The organism is Streptococcus sp. HCA-5024 (assembly GCF_037890265.1).
GTDB classification, from domain to species: Bacteria; Bacillota; Bacilli; order Lactobacillales; family Streptococcaceae; genus Streptococcus; species Streptococcus lingualis.
Genome location: NZ_JBBKBR010000002.1, coordinates 240,224 through 259,225, shown reverse-complemented (window position 1 = coordinate 259,225; position 19,002 = coordinate 240,224). Strand labels below are relative to the sequence as shown.

Here is a 19,002-nt window from a genome sequence, read left to right as displayed (position 1 = left end):
TTTTTTCTTTTACATTCTACGTAATTATAACACAAAGAAGACTAAAATTCTCGTATTTTTCGCAGTTTTTACCGATAAATCGTTTTCATAACGAGATTCTTTAATTCATCTTCCAATTCTTTGTTTTTCTGGACGGTATAGCCCTTCAATTGAAGAGTTTTTTTCTCGTCTTCATAGCGTAATATCACAGGATATGGGCCCGGATATTTTTTCAAGATAGAAAGAATTGTTTTATCCTGACGATGATCGAGCAACTGGATCCAGAACTTTTCATTGGTCGCTAGTTGTGCCTCTGCTAGAATCATCTGCAAGCGCCCATCACGATCTTGTATCTTGCCTGTCAAGTAATAAAAGCCACCTTCTTTTATCAAGGAGGAAAATCGATTGTAGGTTTCAGGGAAAAGGGTCACATCCAATTTTTTCTTGGTATCACTGACTTGTAAGAAAGCCATGAGATCACCTGACTTGGTTCGAATGGTTCGAATGTTTTGTACCTCAATGAGAATGCGTGCCTGCTCTCCTTGTATGAGTTGAGAAATTGGTTGGATCTCGTAGGGACTCGTTTGCGCAATCGCAACCAATGGGTGAGTACTGAGTCCGACACCAATAATGGCCTCTTCCTTCTCATATTTTTCAGCCTGGCTAAAGTCCTCCGCTTCTGTCCAGGAATAGTTAGAATCTGCAAACAAACTGCCTAGCTCATCAGCAAAGACAAACAAATTCGGCAAATTGTGAAGCACCTTGCGTCTATTTTTTTCAAAAATATCAAACAATCCAAGCTCCACTAAAGGTGTTAACAGAGGTAATTTATGATACTGATTGGGGAGGCGTAAAATAAAATCTTCGACACTTTCAAAGGGACGATTATCAATGATCCAATACGCGAAATCTCTTGGGAGTCCCTTGATATTTTTCATTCCCAAGTAAATTTTTCGATCCTGGAACTTATCTCTGTAAGGGATGGTGTTGATGGATAATGGCGCGACTTTAAAATCAAACTGGAGAGCATCTGTCAGATAATCGCTACTCGAATAATTGAGCATGACATCAAAGAAAACATCTGGATAATGGACCTTGAAATAGGCCATCTGAAAGGCCAAGGCAGAATAGGCGTAGGCATGGGAACGGTTAAACCCATAGCCTGCGAATTTTTCCATGATCGCAAAGACCTCTTTGGCTTTTTCTTCCGTATGCCCAAGTTTAAGAGCACCTGAGACAAAATCGTCTTCCATCTGATGCATTTCAGCTGCATTTTTTTTGCCCATAGCCCGACGTAAAATATCGGCTTTCCCTAGACTAAAGCCTGCAAAACGCTGGGCAACCTGCATGACCTGCTCTTGGTAGAGCATGATCCCATAAGTGGGCCTTAAGATTTCTTCAATAGCTGGATCTAAAATCTCAACTTTTTCTTGGCCGTGCTTTCTTTTGACGAAATTATCAATGTAATCACTAGCCCCTGGACGATTGAGAGAGGTGGTCGCTACCACTTCTTCGAAATGATTGGGTCTCACTCGTCTCAAGAGGCGAATGGCTCCAGCCTGTTCAAATTGGAAAATCCCCTTGGTATCCCCAGCAGCAAACAAGGCCAAGGTTTCTGGATCTTCTAAATCAATGGCTTCAATCACGATCTCTTCTTGGTACTTTTCATAGACCGCTTCCTTCATTTTCTGAACAAAGGTTAAATTTCGCAGACCCAAAAAGTCCATCTTCAACAGACCATTGGCTTCAACCGCATGAGCATCGTACTGGGTGACAAACATGTCTTCTCCGTACTTGAGAGGAATGTGATCCGTCAAATCCTGGTCACTCATCACAACCCCAGCCGCGTGGATAGATGTCTGCCTTGGTTGGCCTTCAATTCTTTTAGCAATTTCAAAGCCACGCTCAAATTCTGCTCGGCTATGAATCACTTGTCGAAAAGCTAGATTCTGTTCATAAGCTGTCGTCAGTGTATCCCTAAAGCCAATCCGCTTGGTAATGGAGGTCAATTCATACTCAGGTACCCCAAAACGTTTGAAGACATCTCGAATGGCTTGTTTGGCCCCAAAGGTTGAAAAGGTCACGATCTGAGCTGCATGGTAACTCCCGTAACGGTCTCGCACATAGCGGATAAATTCTGGACGATAGATATCAGGAATATCAATATCAATATCCGGCATGGTGTAGCGCTCCACATTTAAAAAGCGCTCAAAGAGGAGGTTCTTCTCCACAGGATCAATCCCTGTAATCCCTAGGGAATAGGCTACCAGTGAGCCTACAGCAGACCCACGTCCCATTCCCATATAATAACCTTGACTCCGTCCGAAACGAAGAAGGTCCCAGACAATCAAGAAATAATCATCAAAGCCCATTTGGTGAATAATGTCTAATTCATACTCCAGACGTTCTTGATAGACCGGACTGGTCAAGTTCTTTCGAAGAAGACCCGCTTGGGCTAATTCTCTCAGTTCCTCAACTGCTGATTTCTGGGGATTGAAGCGAGGCAATTTCAACTGAGTATCAATATCGTATTGAATCCCTTGGACTAGTTTTTCCAGATTTGTGATGGCTTGAGGAAATCGCTCTGCAAAATCATTCTTTAAATCCTGAGGAGTTTTTAGGACTGTTGTAGGATCAATTGGCCCTGTTTCTGTCAAGCTTTGATTGTCCTTGATGGCTGCCAGCATCTGCATGGCTTCCACATCTTCCGACTCAAAGAAACGCACAGTATGAAGAGGGAGCACAGGGTGGCTAAACTCTTGGACCGGCGTATCCGCAAAAACTCCGATGAAGTAATCTAGACCAAGAGGAAAGTCTCCACTAGCAAAAGGCGCTGGGACAATAACTGCTACTCCTTCTGTTAGGTGCTTCACATCCTCCCAATTGCTCTTCCCCATCATTTTGACGGTCGACATCTTCATCAGATTCTGGTAGCCCTTCGTTGACAGAGCGATCATCCGAAACGGAATTGTTTCATTGTCTACCTCTAGTCCAATTTCTAAACCGACCAAGGGGCTGAGCTTGTGGGCCTGACAGGCTTCGATAAATTCATAAGCACCATATAAATTATCTATATCCATGATTCCCAATGCGCCATACCCCATGCTTTTAGCCACTTGAACATAGTCTTTTATAGTCACAAGGCTTTCCATAAAGGTATAGACTGATTTGGTATCTAGCTGTGCAATCACTTTTTCTCCTCCCTCACTTGTCTATTTCTGGAACTCTTTTTTGTACAAAAAAACACCACTGCTACACAATGATGTCTCAACAACGGAAGACATGGGATTCGAACCCACGCACGCTATTACACGCCTACCGCGTTTCCAACACGGCCTCTTAAGCCTCTTGAGTAATCTTCCATGAATAAAAATATGGAGCCGGTGGGAGTCGAACCCACGTCCAAACACCTGCCAGCATATTTGTCTACAACCATAGGTTATGTCTTAGTTTAACAGCTACATGACACATAACTCAAACCCTGTACCTGCGAGTCTATCAATCTCTTATCTAACTCCTAGACAAAGTTAGATCGTATCTCGCTAAAATTAAGACCTGTCATCAAACACGAGCGATTTGAATCGGGTCACGCCTGCTGGTGTTTAGGCAGCTAAAGCGTAAGAATTATTATTTTTTGCAGTTATATTTAACTGGCGTTTTACATCCGCTAGATGAGTTGCAAAATATACCTCATAATGCCTGTCGAATCCGTAACGACCCCAAAACGAATACATTTAGTATATCAAAATGTAGCTAAAAATGCAAAAGAAAAAAATTGAACAAGAAGGCTTCCGCTGGGAAGCTCCTTGCTCAATTTGCTGTTATTATTGAAGATTCAACTTGTACTTGCTGATGTAGTGAATGGTGAAGTACATAGAAACAATCTTAATAACTTCATAAATGAGACCTGGGATGAAGTTTGGTCCAAAATCATCAATATTTCCATAAACTAATGCATATCCGACAGCATATGAATCTTTTAATGGATTGACTGCTGTACCGATGATACTTAACACAATACACAAGAGAAAGAAAAACAGAATAGCCTTCAATCCACGACGATTTTGGAACAGTTGGCCAAGTGCGATTGATACATAAAATAGTAAGATTCCTGAAGCTGTGGTAAAAATCCACCAGATGATAATCCAATAAGCAATAGAATGACTAAAAGCCTCAGCAATAATACTAAATACAGGAGAGAGGTCTTGTCCAATGACAGCGCCCATCACAAGTATTGTAATAAAACCACTCAAAAATAGAAGGAATAGGCAGTAAAGACTCGCTACTAAAGCTCCCACAAATTTAGACAAGAGAATCGCATGGGGACTTGCTGGAAGGGTCCAAGTCAAATATCCCTCACGTCCGTATAAGTTAGAATAGAAACGACGGATAATAATATAGTAGTTGCTAAGATAAAGACCGATGACTCCTCCAAAAATGAGAATCCCAAGAGTCCCCGTTATGATTTGCATACTATTGGTTTCCATATTCACAAAACCGTTTGTAGCACTTCCACCGATAACACCTGTAATTACTGACAAACCTAGTGCGATCAAAGTAATCAACAGATACCATTTCGCTGTTGATTTAAATTCATATTTTAATAATTTACCAAACATGGGGTCCTCCTAATAAACACGGAATTGATCACGGAAGATTTCATCGATTGATTTTCCGTGTTGATTGCGTAAAACAGTCGTATTTTCATGCAAGAGGATTCTTCCTTGGTTGATGAAAATAGCCTCATCCAAAACTTGCTCAATATCAGCAATCAAGTGAGTGGAAATCAAGACAGAAGAGTTTGGACGTCTATTTTGAATAATGGTCCGCAAAATATAATCACGCGCCGCTGGGTCAACCCCACCGATTGGTTCATCAAGAACATACAAGTCAGCTTCACGACTCATCACCAAAATCAATTGCACTTTTTCCTTGTTCCCTTTTGAAAGGCTGTTCAATTTTTGATTTGGATGCAAATGCAAGTCGTTGAGCAATTGGTAAGCTCGTTGGACATTAAAATCTGAATAAAAATCTTGGAAATAGCTAATAGCATCACTAATTTTTATATTTTCATTCAGATAAGTCGTATCCGGCAAATAGGAAACAACTTTTTTAGAAGCTGGGGATGGTAATTGCCCATGAATATAGATATTTCCAAGGCTTGGTTGCAACAAACCATTAATCAATTTAATGATGGTTGTTTTCCCACTACCATTAGGCCCCAAAAGGCCAATAATACGGCCAGGTTGGATGTTCAAACTAACATCCATGAGAGCAACTTCATGCCCATAATTCTTTGTCACATGGTCCAAGTAGACCAAAGGATACTGATTCATGTAAATCTCCTTTATTTTCTATTTATGCTATTATACCCTGTCCCCTTGATGATTGCAACTTTATCTGAAAATTTGCTAAGAATTTGTAAATACTTGTTCAAAAAAATAGGGATAAATAAATCAGAGGTTAGGGAAACCCCAACCTCTGATTTATTTTGATGCATAGAATGTTTAACTAATTCCAAGTGCGATCCGTGCATAACGGCTCATCTTTTCAACCGTCCAAGCAGGGTACCAGACCAACTTCACATCCACAGATGTCACTTCTTCTACTTCCGCTAAAACATCATGAATCTGATCTGTCAGAAGATCCGCTAATGGACATCCCATGGTCGTTAGCGTCATATCAATAACGGTCGCTCCAGTTTCACCATCAAAATGGATCTCGTAAACAAGACCTAAATTAACTATGTCAATCCCAAGCTCAGGATCAATTACCTCTTCCAAAGCATTTAAGATTTTATTTTTAATTTCTTCAATTTGCTCAGTTGTATATGCCATATGACTTCCTTTTGTGCTATTTTACTCTCGATAGAATTGCTTAGCTCGGGTTAAAAATGTCCCCCGGACATTCCTCGCTTCCGAATTTATCAGCCCGGGTTAAAAATGTCCCCCGGACCTAGGTCGCTTTTTCATTTCTTGGCGACCGTTAAAAATGTCCCCCGGACATTTTTAATCCTCAATAAAATCACGCAATGGTTTGCTTCTGCTTGGGTGGCGAAGTTTGCGAAGGGCTTTGGCTTCGATCTGACGGATCCGTTCACGAGTCACGTTGAAGACTTTCCCCACATCTTCCAAAGTCCGCATTTTTCCATCATCGAGACCAAAACGAAGACGCAAAACATTTTCTTCCCGGTCTGTCAGGGTATCGAGGACTTCATCCAATTGTTCGCGTAGAACCACACGAGTGGTGTAGTCTACTGGATTTTCAATCACTTCATCTTCGATAAAATCGCCCAAATGGCTATCGTCTTCTTCCCCGATTGGAGTTTCAAGAGAAACAGGCTCTTGCGCAATCTTCAAGATTTCACGCACCTTGTCTGGTGTCATATCCATACGTTCAGCGATTTGTTCTGGTGTTGGATCTTGTCCCAATTCTTGCAAGAGATTGCGTTGTTCACGAACCAACTTGTTAATGGTTTCCACCATGTGAACAGGGATCCGAATGGTACGGGCTTGGTCTGCAATGGCACGAGTGATGGCCTGACGGATCCACCAAGTAGCATAAGTAGAGAACTTGAACCCTTTGGTATAGTCAAACTTATCAACCGCCTTCATCAAGCCCATGTTTCCTTCTTGGATCAAATCCAAGAATTGCATCCCACGACCAACATAGCGCTTCGCAATGGAAACAACCAAACGAAGGTTAGCTTCTGCTAGACGTTGCTTAGCTTCCAAGTCACCTTGTTCCACCAAGATAGCCAATTCTTGTTCTTCTTCATTGGTCAAAAGTGGAACAACCCCAATTTCTTTCAAGTACATCCGTACTGGGTCATTGACCTTAGCAGAATTGCTTCCAAGCAGTTCTTCATCTGACAATTCTGGCTCTTCCTCATTGTTCAACACACGCGCACTTGGGTTGCCATCTTTATCAGTGATCGAAATCCCTGCATCTTGAATACGTTGCAAAAGATCTTCAATCCCATCTGCATCTAGCGTGAATGGAATAACCAATTGGTCATTAATTTCATCATCTGTTGCAGTTCCGCTTTTCTTGTGGCTGCGAATAAATTCTGCAATTTGAACGTCCAATGTTGTAATATCTTTTTGTTCTTTAGCCATTCTTACTCCATTCTTCTTTTTTGAGCGATTAAACGCTCGAGTTCCAATAAAGCTTTTTCCGCATCCCCTATTGAGGAAGCTTCCTTCACTTTATTTCCAATTTGTTGACTTTCTTTGCGAAGAAGCTCACGATTCCGTGTCGCTTCTACTTCTTCTAACTCACCATCTGCTATCTCATCTGGTAAATCTTCTTCTAACATGCGGTACCAGGCGTGCTGGACCCCTTCAGGCTGCTCAGATAAATCCTGAGAGGTGACTTCTCCATTTTGACAGAGCAATTGATACAAGATCTGTAACTCCGGCGTGTCAAAGGCAAAATCAGGTCGCAACCGGTAATCATTGAGCACCATTGGAAAATCCTTCATCCTACTTAACAAATGATTTTCCGCCTTGATCAAGCGCGTCATCCCACGATTCGGCAAGAGCTCCACTGAAAAATTCGACGTTTTTGATCGTCCACCTTCTTGCGCTTCTTGCCGTTGATGCAAGCGACTATTATTGACAATCTGCTCAATCTGCAAGTAATCAAAGTCCGGCAATAAATCGGCCAACTTATAAATATAAGTGTTTTGCGCTGTAATGGAGCGCGTCTGGGTGATCATCGGTGCCAGCTTTTCGACAAACTCAATTTGCGCTTGCAAGTTCTCAATATACTGGGGTTTCCAGTAGTGCATCAAGAATTCAACCTTACTGATCCGAGAATTCTTCAAGAGGGTAGCTAGATCTTCTGGGGACGTCTTTTTGAGGTACTCATCGGGGTCCATCTGATCGGGGATACGGACGATCTCCAACTCCAGATCCTGCAAAACATCCAAGGCCTTAGCTGTTGCTTCAAGTCCTGCCTTATCCCCATCATAGGTCAAGATGACTTTTTTGGTAAAATGAGACAGGTGCTGGACATGCTCTGGTGTCAAGGCTGTCCCCATAGAGGCGACCGCATTTTCAATCCCAGCTCGATATGCCGCAATGACATCCATAAAGCCTTCCATGATATACATTTCATGTTGCTTTTTGGCGCTCGTCTTGGCTTGATCCAAATGATAGAGTTCATAACTTTTATTAAATAGACGGGTACTACGACTATTCTTGTACTTGGCTTGATGACTGCCATCATCCGTCATTTTCCACAGCCTACCAGAAAAGGCAATGACACGTCCACTATCATCTGTCAAGGGAAACATGATCCGATCCTGAAAAGCATCAAAAACCGTTCCAGCATCTGATATTGTAAACAAACCCGAATCGGTAATCACTTTCTCAGAGAATTTCTCAGAGAGATTGCGATAGAGGTAATTTCCTTCTGCAGGGGCTAAGCCCAATTGAAAATGTCGGATGACTTCATCCGTCAGACCACGTTCATGCAGATAGTGTCGCGCTTCTTCCCCCATCTTAGTCGTCATCAAAATCGCCTGATAAAACTTACTAGCTTCCTGATGAATCTCATAAAGTTCTTGGTTGGGATTGATAGACGTTGGTTGAGCCGGCCTTACTTGGTACTGAAGCGCAATGCCAGCTTTTTCTGCTACGATCTGGACCGCATCCATAAAGGCGACTCCACGGTAGTCCTCAATAAACTTAAAGACATCTCCAGAGCGACCACATCCGAAACAATGGTAAAACTGCTTGTCTTCAACGACATTAAAGGAAGGAGTCTTTTCACCATGAAAAGGACAGAGGCCTAAAAAGTTACGGCCCGCCTTGGTCAAAGAAACAACTTCTCCAATGACTTCAACAATGTTTACACTGTTTTTAATCTCTGCAATCAGCTCTTTATCAACCATAAACAGTGCCTCCATTTTACCATAGATTATCACTTTATATTTTATACTAAAAGTTAGTAAAAGTAAATTTTTTCCTACCGATTTCACACAGAAAAGAAAAGATTTTCAACCTTTATCACTAATTTAAAAAAATTGGGCATATTTCTTGTCAGTCACATATTTTTCCGTTATACTATCATAGTAAAAAATTATTATGAAAGGACATATATAGGATATGTTAAAAGATTTGAAAGCTTTTCTCCTTCGTGGAAACGTTGTTGACCTTGCTGTTGCAGTCGTTATCGGAGCTGCATTCGGAGCTATCGTAACATCATTTGTTAACGATATCATCACTCCACTTATTTTGAAACCAGCTTTGAAAGCTGCTCATGTTGAAAATATTGCACAATTGTCATGGAACGGTGTTGCATACGGTAGCTTCTTGAGCGCTGTGATCAACTTCCTTGTTGTTGGTACTGTTCTTTTCTTCGTAGTGAAAGCTGCTGAAAAAGCTCAAAACCTTGGTAAAAAAGAAGAAGCTGTCGAAGAAGAAGCTGCTGCTCCTACTCAAGAAGAGTTGCTTGCTGAAATCCGCGACTTGCTTGCAAACAAATAATCAGATAAAAAGATCCGATCTTCTAGCTGGAAGGTCGGTTTTTTTGTCTTTGATGGATGAGAAAAAACAAAAAACAGACCGAAGTCTGTTTCTGTATTCAATTAGAATTTTTTACGTTTACGAGCTGCTTCTGATTTACGTTTACGTTTTACAGAAGGTTTTTCATAGAATTCACGTTTGCGTGTTTCTTGAAGAGTACCAGCTTTAGTAACCGCACGTTTGAAACGACGAAGAGCATCGTCAAGAGATTCATTCTTACGTACTACTGTTTTTGACATATTTTTCACTCCCTTCAAGCCTAAAATCTTAATCATTTTATCACACTTTAAGGACGCTGTCAAGATCTTTTAAAACTTTTCTAGCCTTCCTAGCCTTCATGCCATTTCTTTTTTCCGACTTTTTCATTCTTTCTATTTTATGATACAATGGAAACATAGAAAACCCTGAAGGAGATACCATGTCAGAAATTTATGATATTACGATTGTTGGGGGCGGACCAGTTGGTCTGTTTGCTGCTTTTTATGGCAATATGCGCCAAGTTAAAGTCAAACTGATTGATTCCTTGCCTCAACTTGGAGGGCAACCAGCCATTCTCTATCCAGAAAAAAGTATCCTCGATGTACCCGGATTTACCAATTTAACAGGTGAAGAATTGAGCAACCGCTTGATCGAGCAAGTCAAACGATTCGATACACCGATCTTCCTCAATGAAACTGTAGAGGATATTCAAAAAGAGGGTGACCTCTTCACGATCACTACTTCTCGCCAAGTGCATCAGTCTAAAGCAGTCATCATTGCCATGGGTGGCGGTGCCTTTAAACCACGTGCTCTTGAGATCGAGGGGGCTGAAGACTTTGATAACGTCCACTACCACGTATCAAATATCCAACAATATGAAGGACAGCAGGTGACCGTCCTTGGTGGGGGGGACTCTGCTGTGGACTGGGCTCTTGCTTTTGACAAGATTGCTCCAACTACAATCGTTCACCGTCGGGACAACTTCCGTGCCTTGGAACATAGTGTAGAAGAACTCAAGCAATCTTCTGTCAGCATCAAAACACCATTTGTTCCTAGCCGCTTGATTGGCGAAAATGGTCATGCCACACACCTTGAAATCACAAAAGTAAAATCCAATGAAACTGAACTCCTCCCGATTGATCACTTATTTGTCAACTATGGCTTTAAATCTTCCATCGGAAACTTGAAAGAATGGGGTGTAGAATTGCAACGCCATAAAATCAAGGTGAACCAAAAACAAGAAACCAGCCTTCCTGGAATTTATGCCTGTGGAGACTGCTGCTTCTACGAAGGAAAGATTGATCTCATCGCTACAGGTCTGGGGGAAGCTCCAACAGCCGTAAACAATGCCATCAACTACATCTATCCAGATAAGAAAGTCCAACCAACCCACTCAACCAGTTTATAATAAAAAAGGCCTTCGGCCTTTTTTAAATTGAAGTCAAACTATTTTAAGTTAATCGATTCTGCAAAGAAGTAAAAATGAGTTCCTATTTTTAGTTTGAATCAAGAAAATACAAAAACTTTCCGCTGTGAGAAAAGTGCCTGAAACAATACGTTTCAGGCACTCGGGAGTTTTGAGACATTAGGCTCAAAACTAAGTCATGGAACTTCTATGAAGTTCGCTGACGTCCGTACTCACCTAAGGAAAGTTTTTAAAAAGACTTTATCCTCATTATGAAAGACCTTTGGCCTTTTTTATTTGTCTAAATCGTCTGCGATCTTATTGATCTTACGCAAACGGTGGTTAACGCCGCTTTTTGAAATAGGTTGTTGCAAGCTATCTGCGATTTGCTGGATGGAATAATCTGGATGGTTCATCCGGATATAGGCAACTTCTTGCAAGTCACTTGGTAAACTACCTAGGCCGACCGTATCCACAATTTTACTAATATTATTAATGGTTTTCATGCTAGCTGTGACTGTGCGCTGGATATTGGCCATCTCGGCATTATTGGCCCGGTTGAGGTCATTGCGCGTTTCTCTCATGACCTTGATAGACTCAAATTCCTGCATGGCTTGCATGGCCTCTACCACAATTAGAAAATCAATAATATCTTCCGCTCGTTGCAGATAGGTTACCACTCCTTTTTTTCGCTCGATGGTCTTCGCATCTAGTAAAAATCCTTGCATAAGAAGGGCAATTCCTTCCGCGTGGTCTGTATAAACAGAATGAATTTCCAACTGGTACTTTCCTTTTTCAGGATCCTTGATGGAACCACTCGACAGAAAAGCCCCCCGAAGATAAGCACGACTGGCTACTTCATCTTCTAAAACACTGGCATCAATGCCTGTCTCAATCCCAAAAAAGGCATCTGCCAAGTGTAAGTCAGCAAGAATCTCTTCCACCTTTTCATCCAAGAATACTGTGTAGACACGATTTTTTTTCAAATTGGTTTTTTGGTGGTGGCGAATATCCGATTTGGCCTCATAGAAATGATGCAACAATTCATAGATATGGCGAGCGATCTTGGCATTTTCTGTCGTCACCGATAGCGTCAAGCCCCCCATTGAAATTCCAAGACTTCCAGACATCTTGATAATGGCAGCCAATTCACTCTTTTCAAATCGCTTGAGAGACAATAATTCTTCTTTGACACGAACCGTAAAACTCATTTTCTCACCTGCACGATCTGCATCAACTCTTCGACCACTTTTTCACCATCATGAAAGGCTCCTCCATTGACCAGCTTCAAGAAATCAGAAGAAATCACTTGGGGAACTTGCGAGTGCAGCCCCTTAAAATCGTGCTCTACCTGCACCAAGTATTCATCAAATTTATTGCTGTTCATGTAAGCTGCGGGAACCTGATTGATATTGACAAGGACGGTATCGATGAACTTCTCTCCCAAATGTTTATGGAGAACGGCAACGTGGTCACTGTCTGTGAAATGCTCGGTTTCTCCTCTTTGGGTCATGATGTTACAAACATAGGCTACCTGAGCCTTGGTTTCAAGGATGGCTTTCCCAATCTCATCGATCATCAAATTAGGAAGGATCGAGGTAAAGAGCGAACCAGGACCCAAGACAACCATATCACTTTCAAGAATAGCTTCCACCACTTTCTTACTAGCTTTTGGCCGCTCTTGATCGAAGGTATTGGTCACATAGACATGATCAATCATGCCAGTGTAGTTAGCAATGTGGCTTTCTCCTACCACTTCTTTTCCATCTTGAAAGACGGCATGAAGGGTCAAGGGACTATCACTGGAAGGATAGATCTTGCCGGTCGTATGAAAGAACTTGGTTAACAACTGCATGGCATTATAGGTCGAGCCTTGCATCTCTGAAATCCCTGCAATGATCAAGTTTCCCAAAGGGTGGCCAGCCAAAGGGCCATCATCGTCAGCAAAGCGGTATTGAAAGACCTTTTCATAAAAACGAGGCATATCTGACATGGCAACCAGCACATTTCGAAGATCCCCAGGTGGTGTCAATTTTTGGATGTTCTTCCGCAATTCACCTGAACTACCGCCATCATCCGCAACGGTTACAATAGCAGTAATATCGACCGGTTTCTTTCTCAGACTATCGAGAATAACAGAAATCCCTGTTCCTCCTCCAATAACGGTTACTTTAGGTTTTCTCATGAGCGATTCACCGTTTCTTTCCGTCTGTCCTTGTCTCTATGACTGCAATTGACCTGCCAATTTTTTTCTAAATCATGCGCTAAGCGCTCTGCAAAGGCTACTGAACGGTGTTGCCCACCGGTACAGCCCATAGCGATGGTGAGAACGGATTTACCCTCCCGTTTATAAGACGGTAAAATAGGAACGATCAAGTCATGAAGATGACCGTAAAACTCCTCTGATTCAGGGTGATCCATGACGTAATCATAGACAGCTGGATCTTGACCGGTTAAATTCCGAAGTTCCAATTTGTAGTAGGGGTTTGGAAGAAAACGCACGTCAAAGACAAGGTCAGCATCGATCGGAAGGCCATATTTAAACCCAAATGACATGACCTCAACCCGAAAATCTGGCTGATTATCTTGACTGGCAAATTGTTCTGCGATCGTTTTTCTCAGATTACGAGGTGTCAACTCAGTCGTGTCCACCACATTTTGACTGATATTTTTTAAAGGGGACAAGAGTTCGCGCTCTAGGGTAATCCCATCCAAGACACGGCCATCTGCCGCTAGTGGGTGGCTACGACGTGTTTCCTTGTAACGTGCTACCAACTCACTGTCAGTAGCATCCAAGAACAAGACCTTGAAATCGAGGTCTTCTTGGTTGTCCAATTCATCCAAAATAGTGCGAATTTCATTGAAAAAAGAACGGCTCCGCATGTCCACAACAACGGCTAATTTATTGTTATCCGGACTGTGGCGCATGAGCTCAATAAATTTCAGCAAGAGCGCCGGTGGCATATTATCGATGGTAAAGTAACCCAAATCCTCAAACGATTGGATAGCGACGGTCTTGCCTGCACCGCTCATCCCGGTTACCATGACCAGTTGAATCTTACTTTCTGTCATTTTCTCCTCCCATAAATAAAACAGAGTGGCCTACAGTTTCCTGCTCTCCACTCTGTCTTTTTGTCTTTGAATGGTTATTAGGCCTTAATTTCCGCAATAACTTCAATTTCAACCTTCACATCACGTGGCAGGCGTGCTACTTCAACAGCAGATCGAGCTGGAAACTCTGTAGTAAAGACTGTTTTATAGACCTCATTAAAAGGTACAAAGTCATTCATATCACTTAAGAAACAAGTGGTTTTCACCACATGGTCGAAGTCTGTCCCAGCCTCTTCCAAAATAGCCCCAATGTTCTTTAAGACTTGCTCTGTTTGTTCTTGGATGGTTTCGCCAATGATTTCGCCTGTTTCAGGTGACAAGGGAACTTGTCCGCTTGCAAAGAGAAGATTGCCTACGATTTTCCCTTGAACATAAGGTCCAATTGCTGCGGGTGCTTTATCTGTATGAATTGTTTTTGCCATAGTATTCTCCAAGTCTATTTACTTCTGCTGGTTTTCTTTTGCTAATTTTTCCCTTTGTAAGCGCAATTTGCGCTTAGGGTTTAACGTATTAAAGAGTTCTTCAAGTTTTTCAGCATTCCAAACATCGGCTGCTGAAACAAAATTTCCATTTTCATCTCGAAAAGATATTGGTTTATCTCCCACTGAAAAAGCCTCACTTCTTATTTGGAATCCTTGATCCGCTGGGGATCTATCCTAATCTACAAACTCAAATTCAAATTTACCGATCCGGACAATATCGCCATCTTTTGCCCCACGCGCACGGAGAGCTTCATCAACCCCCATGCCACGTAATTGACGAGCAAATTTCATGACCGCTTCATCCCGATCGAAATTCGTCATATTAAAGAGTTTTTCAAGTTTTTCGCCAGACAAGACCCAAGCGGCATCGTCATCCCGACTGATATCAAAGGCTGGCTGGTCTTCATCAAAGCCATAGTAGACTTCTTCTTGAGCCATTTCGTCTTCTGAATACAAGAGGAATTCTGGCGTTTTATCTAACAATTCTGCCGTTGCTTCTAACAAGTTATCCAAACCTTGATGCGCCAAACTAGAGATCGGGAAGATCTGTGGCAGTTCATCAAACTCATCGTAATTGGCTGCCAATTTCTTCTTGAACTCTTTCAAGTTTTCTTGACTTTCTGGCATATCCATTTTATTTGCCACGATAATCTGAGGTCGCTCCATCAAACGAAGATTATAAGTTTCAAGCTCTTTATTGATTTGAACATAATCTTCGTAAGGATCGCGTCCTTCACTCGCTGACATATCAATAACATGCAAGATAACTCGTGTGCGCTCGATGTGGCGAAGGAACTGGGTTCCTAGTCCGACTCCTTGGCTAGCTCCTTCAATCAATCCAGGAAGGTCTGCGATTGCAAACGATTCACCTGATGGCGTCCGAACCATTCCCAAATTTGGAACGATGGTAGTGAAATGATAAGCTCCAATCTTTGGTTTGGCTGAAGTGATGACACTGAGAAGAGTTGATTTCCCAACAGAAGGGAAGCCAACCAAACCAACGTCTGCCAAGACCTTGAGTTCTAATTCGAGTTCGCGTTCCTGACCAGGTTCTCCGTTCTCAGAAATCTCTGGAGCTGGATTCTTTGGAGTAGCAAAACGAATGTTTCCACGTCCGCCACGGCCACCGTGGGCGACAATGTACTCTTGTCCATTTTCAACTAGGTCTGTAATGACCTTGCCAGTCTCGGCATCTCGGACGGTCGTTCCTTGAGGAACCCGAACATAGAGATCTTCTGCTCCCCGTCCGTGCATCCCTTTGGTCATTCCTTTTTCCCCATTTTGGGCTTTGAAATGCCGGTTATAACGGAAGTCCATCAAGGTGCGCAAGCCTTCGTCTACTACGAAGATGACATTGCCACCACGACCTCCATCACCACCCCAAGGTCCGCCATTAGGGACATATTTTTCGCGGCGAAAGGCCACCATGCCATCGCCACCATTTCCAGCCTTGACCTTAATCTTGGCTGTATCTAAAAACATACTCATAAATAGATGATTTCCTTTATTTCTGTGTGCGTCTTAGTAAGAAAGAGCACCAATTGCGGTTGCAAAGATTGCACCAACCGTTACAATCAACATAATCACAATGACCACCATCGTGATCATTTCAAATGGTGTTTTTTTACGTTTTCCGTTATCTCCAAAAGCCACTTTTAATACCTCGATTACTATAAATTCATTAGCCCTATTTTACCACGAAATAGGGGATTTTTCAAATCGAGCCTACACAAAAAGACCAGACAGAAGTCTGATCTTTCATTGATCATATTAAGAATCTTTTCTTACACGTAAAACACCAACCGATAGAATTGCTAGGAAGACACCCATGACAAGAACTACCGGTGTCATCTTTTCACCTGTACTTGGAAGAACTTTTTTCTTACCAGGTTTTGGAGTTTCTTCTTTAACAGAAGATGAAGATGATTTCAATGAAGAACTTGATGTGGATGTTGAGTTCGATGTAGAACCAGAACTCGATGAAGATGATGAGCTTGATGAAGAACTAGAACTCGTTGAAGATGATGAGCTTGATGAAGAACTAGAACTCGTTGAGGAGGTTGAGCTAGGTGTCGGTGGTGTTTGTTCTTTCTCACCTAATCCCTCTCCAGATCCTGTTTCCAATCTCACCTCACGGGTCAAGGTACGAGGTGCTGGGAAATTGGTTGCTGTCCATGTTAACGTATTATGGACAATATCGCCTACTTTCGTTCCAGGTGCCACTTTCGTAGAATATTCAATATACATTGGCCAATTGTAGTTATCACCAAATTCAATTGTAAAACCAGTGGTCTTTCCATCTGCATTCTTATTGAAAACAGCTTTTTTAGTAAAGTTATCCAGAACTGGGAGACTTAATATCTGAGCTTCGTTCTTAATCCCACCTTGTACAGGAGCATAACGAACAGCGCGTAAGCTACCTTCAACCAATGTTAAGCCATCTCCGAATTGGTCTTTAATGACCATTCCACGAAGCATATCTTGGCGAGCATTTAAGAGAATCCGCCATTTGATAATGGTTGGATCAGACTTATCTTGGTAACCGTATTTCATCTCATAGTCTCCAGCTTCTCCAGCTGTTTTTTCATAATTCAATGAAAAATCTGTATTTCCTAGTTTAAACTGGATTGGAGATGTTTTTGTAACTACTTCTGAGTCTACTTTTACATCAAAATGAAGAGCAACTCGTTTGTTGAGTGGATGAGATGCGAAATAATCATTAAAGGTGACAGTTACTGTTTTCTTTGCTGTATCAACGACAGCTTTTCCTACCGTCTGACCATTTGATTGACCTTCCTCAAGAACATTAAATTCCAGTGCTGTGTAGAGGGCTAATTCTTTTGGCAAACTAAGAGTTAAGGTATCACCAGCTTGAATAGTTTGCGAATCTGGAAAGGCTAAATAAATACTTGCTGACAATTTTTCATTTGTCAACACCTTGCTCCCATTTGTTAGCGTGTTACCGTCTTTCGTTAGACGTGCTGTCTGTGTATATGATGAGACTTCTGCAGCATGAATTGTTTTAGTCAAACCAGCTGTGAATAGAATCGTTAGCACTAAGGCAAGTGCCCATACAATTTGACGAACCTGTTTCATATATACCTCCTCTGCTCGCCTATTTGCGAGCCATGTTTTTTACAAGGTTAAAGTCCAATTTCAGCTTGGACAACTGCAGCAATGGTATCCACATAGTAGTCCACTTCTTCATTGGTTGGTGCTTCTGCCATCACACGAAGGAGGGGTTCAGTTCCACTTGGACGCACGAGGATGCGGCCATTTCCTGCCATTTCCGCTTCCATTTTTTCAATGATTTCACGGATAGCGGGTACTTCCATCGCCTTGTCTTTCATACTATTTTCAACCCGGATATTGACCAGTTTTTGTGGATAAATGGTTACTTCAGCAGCCAATTCAGATAATTTCTTGCCGGTTTCTTGCATGATTTTTGTCAATTGAACGCCTGTTAATTGACCATCACCAGTTGTATTGTAATCCATGATGACTACGTGACCAGATTGTTCACCACCAAGATTGTATCCTGATTTGCGCATCTCTTCGACCACATAACGATCTCCAACAGCTGTGATTTCTTTTTGAATCCCCTTCGCATCCAATGCCTTGTGGAAGCCGAGATTAGACATGACGGTTGTGACGATCGTATTTTTTTCGAGCAAGCCTTTGCTTGAAAGATAAGAACCGATGATGTACATGATCTTATCTCCGTCTACAATCTCTCCATTTTCATCAACAGCAATCAAGCGATCGCTGTCTCCGTCAAAGGCAAGACCAATCGCTGCACCTACTTCTTTCACCTTCTCTTGCAAATGCTCTGGGTGAGTAGAACCAACCCCATCATTGATGTTCAAACCATCTGGGTTTTCACCGATGACGGTCAATTGAGCTCCCAAATCTGCAAAGATTTGACGGGCACTAGTAGAGGCTGCACCATTTGCTGTATCTAAGACTACGTGCATACCCTCGAGTTGGACACCTGTCGATACAAGGAATTCTTGATACTTACGCAAGCCTTCCGGATATTCCATGACCGTTCCTAAACCTTGGGCACTTGGACGTGGAAGCGTATCTTCAGCCGCATCAAGCAAGGCTTCAATTTCAAGTTCGCGATCGTCATCCAATTTGAAACCATCACCACCAAAGAATTTGATGCCATTGTCCAAGGCTGGATTGTGGCTAGCAGAAATCATCACTCCGGCGCTGGCTTTTTCCGTACGAACTAGATAAGCAACACCTGGTGTTGCAATCACACCCAACTTGTAGACACGAATCCCAACAGATAAGAGGCCAGCAATTAAGGCATGCTCTAACATTTCACCAGAAATACGCGTATCACGTCCAACAAATACCAAGGGTGTTTCTTCTTCATGTTGGCTCAAGACATAGCCACCGAAACGGCCTAGTTTAAAAGCCAATTCTGGCGTTAATTCTACATTTGCTTCTCCACGGACACCGTCCGTCCCAAAATATTTACCCATTCTTCATTACCTTTTTTACT

Annotated in this window: 18 protein-coding genes, 1 tRNA gene and 1 other RNA gene; 2 read left to right on the top strand and 18 right to left on the bottom strand. The window is 42.1% G+C overall.

All coding sequences use genetic code 11. The features are described 5' to 3' along the window. Positions 1 to 68: 68 nt before the first annotated feature. From WKT08_RS04850 to dnaG, 8 genes are all read right to left on the bottom strand, one after another. Positions 69 to 3,170 (bottom strand): DNA polymerase III subunit alpha, encoded by a 3,102-nt coding sequence (locus WKT08_RS04850; RefSeq protein ID WP_340280448.1) that lies wholly within the window; start codon positions 3,168 to 3,170, stop codon positions 69 to 71. Positions 3,171 to 3,253: 83 nt separating this feature from the next. Further along, positions 3,254 to 3,341, bottom strand: a tRNA-Ser gene (locus WKT08_RS04845). Positions 3,342 to 3,351: 10 nt separating this feature from the next. Then, positions 3,352 to 3,700, bottom strand: a transfer-messenger RNA (tmRNA) gene (ssrA, locus tag WKT08_RS04840). A 103-nt stretch (positions 3,701 to 3,803) separates the two neighbouring features. Further along, complete coding sequence (locus WKT08_RS04835; RefSeq protein WP_340280446.1) at positions 3,804 to 4,598, bottom strand: hypothetical protein; 795 nt, start codon at positions 4,596 to 4,598, stop codon at positions 3,804 to 3,806. 9 nt (positions 4,599 to 4,607) lie between these two features. Beyond that, a complete protein-coding gene (locus tag WKT08_RS04830; RefSeq protein WP_061455441.1) occupies positions 4,608 to 5,315 on the bottom strand; it encodes an ABC transporter ATP-binding protein in 708 nt (235 codons plus the stop codon). 171 nt (positions 5,316 to 5,486) lie between these two features. Further along, positions 5,487 to 5,816: a metal-sulfur cluster assembly factor gene (locus tag WKT08_RS04825; RefSeq protein ID WP_049486316.1), complete on the bottom strand. Its 330-nt coding sequence runs from the start codon at positions 5,814 to 5,816 to the stop codon at positions 5,487 to 5,489. Positions 5,817 to 5,987: 171 nt separating this feature from the next. Then, entirely contained in the window at positions 5,988 to 7,097 is a 1,110-nt protein-coding gene (rpoD, locus tag WKT08_RS04820) for an RNA polymerase sigma factor RpoD (protein ID WP_003003251.1), read from the bottom strand. 2 nt (positions 7,098 to 7,099) lie between these two features. Then, complete coding sequence (gene dnaG / locus WKT08_RS04815) at positions 7,100 to 8,878, bottom strand: DNA primase (protein ID WP_340280442.1); 1,779 nt, start codon at positions 8,876 to 8,878, stop codon at positions 7,100 to 7,102. A gap of 214 nt (positions 8,879 to 9,092) precedes the next feature. Here dnaG and mscL point away from each other — a divergent pair, with 214 nt between their 5' ends. Beyond that, the gene (gene mscL, locus WKT08_RS04810) at positions 9,093 to 9,473 is read left to right on the top strand and encodes a large conductance mechanosensitive channel protein MscL (RefSeq protein ID WP_031573326.1); all 381 of its coding nucleotides are present in this window, start codon (positions 9,093 to 9,095) and stop codon (positions 9,471 to 9,473) included. A 101-nt stretch (positions 9,474 to 9,574) separates the two neighbouring features. Here mscL and rpsU read toward each other — a convergent pair whose 3' ends face one another. Continuing rightward, a complete protein-coding gene (gene rpsU, locus WKT08_RS04805) occupies positions 9,575 to 9,751 on the bottom strand; it encodes a 30S ribosomal protein S21 (RefSeq protein ID WP_000048054.1) in 177 nt (58 codons plus the stop codon). A gap of 179 nt (positions 9,752 to 9,930) precedes the next feature. On the opposite strand from rpsU, the gene WKT08_RS04800 reads away from it, so the two are divergent. After that, on the top strand, positions 9,931 to 10,899 hold the full coding sequence (locus WKT08_RS04800; RefSeq protein WP_151190988.1) for an NAD(P)/FAD-dependent oxidoreductase: 969 nt from the start codon (positions 9,931 to 9,933) through the stop codon (positions 10,897 to 10,899). Positions 10,900 to 11,189: 290 nt separating this feature from the next. Here the strand turns inward: WKT08_RS04800 and whiA are convergent, their stop codons facing one another. The 9 genes from whiA to glmM form a co-directional block, all read right to left on the bottom strand. Next, the gene (gene whiA / locus WKT08_RS04795; protein WP_003006525.1) at positions 11,190 to 12,107 is read right to left on the bottom strand and encodes a DNA-binding protein WhiA; all 918 of its coding nucleotides are present in this window, start codon (positions 12,105 to 12,107) and stop codon (positions 11,190 to 11,192) included. Beyond that, positions 12,104 to 13,081 (bottom strand): YvcK family protein, encoded by a 978-nt coding sequence (locus WKT08_RS04790; RefSeq protein WP_003017791.1) that lies wholly within the window; start codon positions 13,079 to 13,081, stop codon positions 12,104 to 12,106. Before WKT08_RS04790 ends, whiA begins: the two co-directional genes overlap by 4 nt. Then, entirely contained in the window at positions 13,078 to 13,968 is an 891-nt protein-coding gene (gene rapZ / locus WKT08_RS04785; RefSeq protein ID WP_070660232.1) for an RNase adapter RapZ, read from the bottom strand. The genes WKT08_RS04790 and rapZ overlap by 4 nt, the downstream gene beginning before the upstream one ends. Before the next feature lie 77 nt (positions 13,969 to 14,045). Then, entirely contained in the window at positions 14,046 to 14,429 is a 384-nt protein-coding gene (locus WKT08_RS04780) for a RidA family protein (protein WP_003006514.1), read from the bottom strand. Positions 14,430 to 14,447: 18 nt separating this feature from the next. Beyond that, positions 14,448 to 14,612: a hypothetical protein gene (locus WKT08_RS04775; RefSeq protein WP_003006512.1), complete on the bottom strand. Its 165-nt coding sequence runs from the start codon at positions 14,610 to 14,612 to the stop codon at positions 14,448 to 14,450. A 51-nt stretch (positions 14,613 to 14,663) separates the two neighbouring features. Then, the gene (gene obgE / locus WKT08_RS04770) at positions 14,664 to 15,977 is read right to left on the bottom strand and encodes a GTPase ObgE (RefSeq protein WP_340280432.1); all 1,314 of its coding nucleotides are present in this window, start codon (positions 15,975 to 15,977) and stop codon (positions 14,664 to 14,666) included. Positions 15,978 to 16,010: 33 nt separating this feature from the next. Further along, a complete protein-coding gene (locus tag WKT08_RS04765) occupies positions 16,011 to 16,142 on the bottom strand; it encodes a DUF4044 domain-containing protein (RefSeq protein WP_003011566.1) in 132 nt (43 codons plus the stop codon). Between the two features lie 117 nt (positions 16,143 to 16,259). Next, positions 16,260 to 17,585 carry an Ig-like domain-containing protein gene (locus tag WKT08_RS04760; RefSeq protein WP_340280429.1) on the bottom strand — a complete coding sequence of 442 codons (1,326 nt, stop codon included), beginning with the start codon at positions 17,583 to 17,585 and terminating at the stop codon, positions 16,260 to 16,262. Positions 17,586 to 17,632: 47 nt separating this feature from the next. Then, entirely contained in the window at positions 17,633 to 18,982 is a 1,350-nt protein-coding gene (gene glmM / locus WKT08_RS04755; protein ID WP_340280427.1) for a phosphoglucosamine mutase, read from the bottom strand. Between the last annotated feature and the right edge of the window lie 20 nt (positions 18,983 to 19,002).

What these genes read in the sequence shown, in the direction of transcription:
- WKT08_RS04835 (WP_340280446.1), bottom strand. Translation starts at nt 4,598, where the DNA reads ATGTTTGGTAAATTATTAAAATATGAATTTAAATCAACAGCGAAATGG.
- WKT08_RS04830 (WP_061455441.1), bottom strand. Translation starts at nt 5,315, where the DNA reads ATGAATCAGTATCCTTTGGTCTACTTGGACCATGTGACAAAGAATTAT.
- WKT08_RS04825 (WP_049486316.1), bottom strand. Translation starts at nt 5,816, where the DNA reads ATGGCATATACAACTGAGCAAATTGAAGAAATTAAAAATAAAATCTTA.
- rpoD (WP_003003251.1), bottom strand. Translation starts at nt 7,097, where the DNA reads ATGGCTAAAGAACAAAAAGATATTACAACATTGGACGTTCAAATTGCA.
- dnaG (WP_340280442.1), bottom strand. Translation starts at nt 8,878, where the DNA reads ATGGTTGATAAAGAGCTGATTGCAGAGATTAAAAACAGTGTAAACATT.
- mscL (WP_031573326.1), top strand. Translation starts at nt 9,093, where the DNA reads ATGTTAAAAGATTTGAAAGCTTTTCTCCTTCGTGGAAACGTTGTTGAC.
- rpsU (WP_000048054.1), bottom strand. Translation starts at nt 9,751, where the DNA reads ATGTCAAAAACAGTAGTACGTAAGAATGAATCTCTTGACGATGCTCTT.
- WKT08_RS04800 (WP_151190988.1), top strand. Translation starts at nt 9,931, where the DNA reads ATGTCAGAAATTTATGATATTACGATTGTTGGGGGCGGACCAGTTGGT.
- whiA (WP_003006525.1), bottom strand. Translation starts at nt 12,107, where the DNA reads ATGAGTTTTACGGTTCGTGTCAAAGAAGAATTATTGTCTCTCAAGCGA.
- WKT08_RS04790 (WP_003017791.1), bottom strand. Translation starts at nt 13,081, where the DNA reads ATGAGAAAACCTAAAGTAACCGTTATTGGAGGAGGAACAGGGATTTCT.
- rapZ (WP_070660232.1), bottom strand. Translation starts at nt 13,968, where the DNA reads ATGACAGAAAGTAAGATTCAACTGGTCATGGTAACCGGGATGAGCGGT.
- WKT08_RS04780 (WP_003006514.1), bottom strand. Translation starts at nt 14,429, where the DNA reads ATGGCAAAAACAATTCATACAGATAAAGCACCCGCAGCAATTGGACCT.
- obgE (WP_340280432.1), bottom strand. Translation starts at nt 15,977, where the DNA reads ATGAGTATGTTTTTAGATACAGCCAAGATTAAGGTCAAGGCTGGAAAT.
- WKT08_RS04760 (WP_340280429.1), bottom strand. Translation starts at nt 17,585, where the DNA reads ATGAAACAGGTTCGTCAAATTGTATGGGCACTTGCCTTAGTGCTAACG.
- glmM (WP_340280427.1), bottom strand. Translation starts at nt 18,982, where the DNA reads ATGGGTAAATATTTTGGGACGGACGGTGTCCGTGGAGAAGCAAATGTA.